3 protein-coding genes are annotated in these 3,355 nt (G+C 51.7%); all 3 read left to right on the forward strand.

Going from position 1 to position 3,355, the window contains the following annotated elements; all coding sequences use genetic code 11:
• Positions 1-614: 614 nt before the first annotated feature.
• Positions 615-1,688, forward strand: coding sequence for a CBASS cGAMP-activated phospholipase (locus ACXJ5O_RS22275; protein ID WP_457301796.1), 1,074 nt, complete (start codon positions 615-617; stop codon positions 1,686-1,688).
• A 305-nt stretch (positions 1,689-1,993) separates the two neighbouring features.
• Positions 1,994-2,620, forward strand: coding sequence for a metallophosphoesterase (locus ACXJ5O_RS22280; protein ID WP_457301797.1), 627 nt, complete (start codon positions 1,994-1,996; stop codon positions 2,618-2,620).
• A 278-nt stretch (positions 2,621-2,898) separates the two neighbouring features.
• On the forward strand, positions 2,899-3,355 hold a 457-nt coding region (locus ACXJ5O_RS22285; protein ID WP_457301798.1), incomplete at its 3' end, for a hypothetical protein.

The following is a 3,355-nucleotide window of genomic DNA, read 5'->3' on the forward strand; positions in this document are numbered from 1 at the left end:
GCACTACAGAGGCCAAGCGGAAGTAGCAAAACACAACCAGCTTGGTGTGACCAAGACCGGGGGTATTAGATCGATACTTGCGGCACCCGCGATTGCTTCTGCATTGACTATGCCAGCACGAGCCAACACGAACATGGGCGGTTCCATTAAATATCTTAACGATTGACGATCAGATACAGCGGATGGCTGAAATTTGGGCTGATTGGACAGTTGAGCGGTTCGACGGAGACCGAGCTGTATGGCGAGGCTCTCTCCAACCAACCTCCACTGCGTATAGTTTGAGAATGTCATACAAAGTACACCACTTACTTGCCAATGTTACGGTGAGGTCTGCCCAGCCAAGGGTGTACGTTGACAGCCCACGTCTCGAACGCCGACCTGAAAATCCGGAGGGCGTTCTTCCCCACGTGTATTGGCCAAACGGCGATACCAACGCTCCCGATCCGATCTGTGCTTATTCGATCCCAATGGACGAGAGTGGTCATCGTGCGACTATCTAGCTGACACGACGATCCCGTGGGCCGCGCTCTGGCTCAATTGGTATGAAGGTTGGCTGATAACAAACAAGTGGTTGGGTAGCAGCCGACATGAAAGTCCAACAAGTGAGGGACGGCATGAACCAAAAAGCCGAGAAGAGCAGACGATCAGCTGAAACGCGACAAGACCTCCGGCCTCAGCAACCCTGGCACCAGAAGGAACTGCGGATCCTCTCAATCGATGGCGGAGGAATCCGAGGTATCCTGCCAGCAGCGGTCCTCGCTATTTGTGAAGAACGGTTTACAGACGGCCGACCGGCGGGCGAGTTCTTCGATTACATAGGGGGGAMGTCCACAGGAGGTATAATTGCACTCGGTCTTTCGATAGGATTACGTGCCAGCCAGATCCTAACAGTGTATATGGATCACGGGGCTGAGATATTCCTTCCGGCTCCTGAATACGAGTCATGGATCGCCAAGAATCTTCAAGCAACTTGGCAACATCTGCGCAGTCTTCGACGCTACAAATATGATCGAGCAGCGTTGGAGAAACATGTCAAAAACACACTGGGAGAGCAGCTGCTGGGGGAAGCGCAACAGCGCTTGGTGATCCCTTCGTTCGATGATTACAACGAAGTCAACCTTTTCAAGACGCCGCACCATCCCGACTACAAGCGGGATTGGCAAGAACGCATGATTGACATCGCTCTGGCCGCCTCTGCAGCTCCAACTTTCTTCGCGACCTATAAGAATGGCGACAGGCATTTTGCTGACGGCGGAGTTTGGGCGAATAATCCTATCATGACCGTACTCGTTGACGCTCTGATCTGTTACCAGGTGGACCGCCGTGATATTCAGATACTCTCTCTCGGTTGCGTCGAGTCAGATTTTGGATTTACGCAAGGTCAAATATCGAAAGGTGGAATCTGGCATTGGAGAGAGATTATATCGGCGGCAATGCGCCTTCAAAGTCAAAATGCTCTTGGACAGGCCAGCCTACTGATTGGACGTGACCATCTTTTGAGAATTGATGGTGTTCCAATGAAAAATGATCCCATTGCCTTGGACGATTATGTCAGGGCAGCAAAGGAGCTCCCGAAGATCGCGCAGGACCTGGTCGATCAAAATGCCGACAGGCTCAAGGAGTTTTTCTCAGAACTCCGACCGACTTATCCTGCAKCGTACGGGCCAAGAGTCCGATCATCGCATTGAATAGCAGACCGACTCTCCGCCGGCGCGAATTTCTCGTTTAAATATATTGGTAATACGGAATGATCCAAATGATCGTATACGGCATGCCGTCACATTTGAGTCGCTGGTGCTCTTCAATCACCCGCCAGACAATCCTTGAAACAAGAAAAGCGACACCAATTGTTGGCGTACCTTAGCTCCTGATAACCCTTGAAAGATTTTCTTCAACGAATTCTTTTACGCAACCTTTTCTTTTATCGATCTAGATAAGCGCCAGAGTCACAGGACTTGCCAACCGATGGTTTCTATAAACTGGATTTCAACCAATGGACAAACCAGATAAATCCGCTGCGACTTACGCCATCGGTGACATTCATGGCCGCGCTGACCTTCTCAAGCCCTTGCTTGMAGCAATCCGGGGCGACGCTGAAAAGCAAGGAGCAGCACCTCGCGTTATCTTCCTCGGAGACATCATCGACCACGGACCTGACCGTCGGCCTGCCATGAATCTCGTGCACCAAACACTGGAAGAATTGCCGGCATCTCGCCTCATTCTTGGAAACCACGATAACTTTCTGCTTGAGTTCATGACTGCTGAAGTGATCGATGACGCGAGGTTCGACAACTGGGTGCAGCGTCAAGGTGGCCTCGCGACACTGCTCTCATATGGCTTGGAAGACTTCGATTCACACGACACCATGGCCACGTATTTTCGAGATGCCTATAGAAGTCATCTCGACATGCTGACGTCAGCAGAACACATCCTCTTCGACCGACGGTATGCGTACGTACATGCCGGTGTCGATCCATCGCTGCCGCTCGACCAACAGAGACCTCGCGACCTGATGTGGATTAGAGAACCATTTCTGCAGTTCGATGGTCCCCTCTCCCATGTGGTTGTGCACGGTCACACACCGAACAAGGAATTCGCCGTGGAAATCACGTCGCACTGAATTGGGATCGACACTTGGGCGTTTCACTCGGGAACGTTGTCATGTCTTGCCGTTTCACCCGACCAAAGTGATTTGCGGATCATCTCTGCACGTGTCSATGGTATTTGTACCTCGGGCGTGAGCGTCCCAGCGGCGGCTCTTGAATCCACCATATGAGCGGCATCCGGTTGTTGAACGAACCACGGAAGCAAACGTGAATCGCCCCGCGTTTAGGAATGCTGTACTTTTGTTGGAAGTAAGGATCTTTACGCACCCAAATCACGCGAGATTGATCAAAAATGAACCTCGACGAACTCCGCTCGAAATATTCTGGTCTATTTGCAGACACCGTCAACTTCCGCTGTCCCGAGGGGTGGGTATCAATTCTCGACAAATACTTTGACGATGTGAGAGCTGCCTTGCCGAGTGGCGTCAAACTTAAACTTGTTGAAGTTGGCGAAAAATATGGTGCAATGACGATCGACATTAAGACGACGGAATACCCCGCATCCGACATACGACGTCGACTCGACAGAGCCGAGAACCTCGCTGATGCCCGTTCGGAACACACCTGCCCGGAATGCGGCGAGAGGGGCACTATGCGTGACGACAGCTGGATGTTCGTCGCCTGCGACCGTCATTCGAGAGACGTGAAGCCAGCAAAAAACCACAACGCACGATATGGTTCCGACGGACGATACTTCGTCTACGACGAATTGAGCGATGGCTTTGTGGAACTACCAGTTGAGCCGAACT

This window comes from Phyllobacterium sp. P5_D12, assembly GCF_054049495.1.